Raw genomic sequence first — 2,274 nt, 5'->3', positions numbered from 1 at the left:
TCATTTTTCCCATTCATTTTCATTCACCAATATTTAAAGGAGCATAAAGTATGGCAACAGGTTTTCTACACGGTGTTGAAGTTGTCGAGGTTGACGACGGCACCCGTCCCCTTCGCGCGGTACAATCGGCAGTTATCGGGATTGTTGGCACAGCGCCCGATGCTGATGACCGAGCCTTCCTCTTAACACGCCCGTTTTGGTAACGGGTTCACTTTCACAAGCCGCTAAACTGGATAAAACAGGTAAGCGTCAAGGCACCCTACCCAATGCCCTTGATCTCATTTTCAAGCAAGTGGGTGCCATTGTTGTTGTCGTGCGCGTAAAAGAAGGTGACAATGAAAATGCAACTCTCACCAATGTTCTGGGCGGTGTGAATGCAAATGGCGCTTATGAAGGCGTCCATGCTTTGATCGGAGCACAATCCATTGTGGGACAAACACCACGCATTCTGATTGCTCCAGGCTTTACGCACAAACGCCCTATCAGTCTTAGCAAGATTGATGTGATAAACCAAGGAAGTGGTTACTCTCAAGCAATCGTTAAAATTGCCGGCGGTGCAGAAGCAGAAGCAATCCTGAAAGATGGAAAAGTAACGTCACTTGTCATTAAGGACAGTGGCTTTGATTATCACACCGCCCCAAATGTGACAATTGAAGGAGATGGCACTGAAGCGACAGCCAAAGCCGAAATCAGTACAACCTCTAATCCAGTAGCGGCAGAACTCATTGGCATTGCTGAACGCCTACGCGCTATTGTGGTGCTTGATGCCCCAAACACGACAAATGAAGCAGCCCTTAGTGCAGCAAAGGATTTTGATTCAAAGCGCGCCATTCTCATTGATCCATTTGTAAAAGTGAATCATGATGGGAAAATTGTAGAACAGCCAGCAAGTGCAGCAGTTGCAGGTGTCATTGCTAAAACTGATTTTACACACGGGTTTTGGCATTCTCCTTCAAACAAAGTGATCAATGGCATTGTTGGCACTGCGCGTCCCATTGATTTTTCCATTGGGGACAGATCAAGCCGCGCCAACCTTCTTAACGAACAAAACATCACAACAATTATCCGCGAAAATGGTTATCGCCTCTGGGGTAATCGCACCCTTTCAAGTGATACAAAATTTGCTTTCTTATCGGTGGTGAGAACCGCAGATATGATCAATGATGCCATTTTGCGCGGGCATCTATGGGCTGTCGACCGCAATATCAAAAAAACCTACATGAGTGACGTGAGTGAAAGCGTCAATGCCTATTTGCGTGATTTAAAAGCACAAGGCGCCATTCTTGGTGGGCGTTGTACACCTGATCTAGAGTTGAATACAGCAAGCGCTATTGAAAGCGGCAGAGTCTATTTCAATGTCGAATTCACACCAACAACACCAGCAGAACACATCACATTCCGTTCACGCATTGTGAATGATTATTTAGAGGAGATTTTTTAATGGCTATCCCCGTTTTACCAAGAGTTTTGAAATATTTTAACATTTTTGTCGACGGCATTCCCTATCAAGCAAAATGTGAAAGCGTAACATTACCGAATTTGAACTTGGTTGTTGAAAGTTATCGTGGCGGAGGCATGGATTCCTCCATTGAAGTTGACCTTGGTCTTGAAACTCTCATTCTCACCATGACCATTTCTGATTGCTCTCCAGAGTTGATGGCACTGTTGGGGCGCACTGATGTCGACATTTCATTACGAAGTTCAATGCAAGCGCAAGGCACACCTGCAGAAGGTGTTGTCATTACCATGAGAGGACTATGCAAAGGCTTTGAAATGGCAGAATGGCAACCGGGGAGCAAAGCAACATCCACAGCAACATTCACATTACAGTATTTCAAATATGTCCAGAAAGACGTTGAAATCGTTGAGATAGACGTCCTAAACCTCATCAGAAAATTTAATGGCGTCAATCAATTAGCAGATCATAGAGAAAACATAGGATTATGAAAATGACAGTACAAACAAGCATTACACATAAATTACTTGTACCGGTTACCTTTGAAGGAAAAGAACACACCGAAATTACCTTACGGCGCATCAAAGTAAAAGACATGCAAGCCATTGATAAAAAGGAAGGCACTGATCAGGTGGTAACTATGATCGCACGCCTTTCGGGATGGCCATATGAAGCTGTTGGGGAACTTGATGGCGGCGACATGGCAAATCTTGGAGAGATTTTGGAGTCTTTTACCAAACGGCGGGATACCTCGACTGGGAAACCGCCGCAAAACTCATAGCCGATATTGCCATTGTGTTCCATTGGTCCCTTTCAGA

2 protein-coding genes and 1 pseudogene are annotated in these 2,274 nt (G+C 44.8%); all 3 read left to right on the top strand.

Annotation, left to right across the window (positions count from 1 at the left end; all coding sequences use genetic code 11):
* Window positions 1–50 precede the first annotated feature (50 nt).
* The 3 genes and pseudogenes from PVV60_RS10220 (at window position 51) to PVV60_RS10210 (ending at window position 2,237) form a co-directional block, all read left to right on the top strand.
* Window positions 51–1,441 (top strand): annotated as a pseudogene (locus PVV60_RS10220) (phage tail sheath subtilisin-like domain-containing protein).
* A complete protein-coding gene (locus tag PVV60_RS10215; protein WP_273724331.1) occupies window positions 1,441–1,947 on the top strand; it encodes a phage major tail tube protein in 507 nt (168 codons plus the stop codon). Before PVV60_RS10220 ends, PVV60_RS10215 begins: the two are co-directional and overlap by 1 nt.
* A 2-nt stretch (window positions 1,948–1,949) precedes the next feature.
* Window positions 1,950–2,237, top strand: coding sequence for a phage tail assembly protein (locus PVV60_RS10210; protein WP_273724330.1), 288 nt, complete (start codon window positions 1,950–1,952; stop codon window positions 2,235–2,237).
* Window positions 2,238–2,274 lie beyond the last annotated feature (37 nt).

Origin of the sequence: Bartonella sp. AU18XJBT (genome assembly GCF_028618595.1) — a bacterium.
In the GTDB taxonomy this organism is placed as follows: domain Bacteria; phylum Pseudomonadota; class Alphaproteobacteria; order Rhizobiales; family Rhizobiaceae; genus Bartonella.
This window is presented reverse-complemented; position numbering and strand designations above follow the sequence as displayed.

Coding starts and splice junctions, on each gene's coding strand:
- PVV60_RS10210 (WP_273724330.1), top strand. CDS start 1,950: ATGACAGTACAAACAAGCATTACACATAAATTACTTGTACCGGTTACC.
- PVV60_RS10215 (WP_273724331.1), top strand. CDS start 1,441: ATGGCTATCCCCGTTTTACCAAGAGTTTTGAAATATTTTAACATTTTT.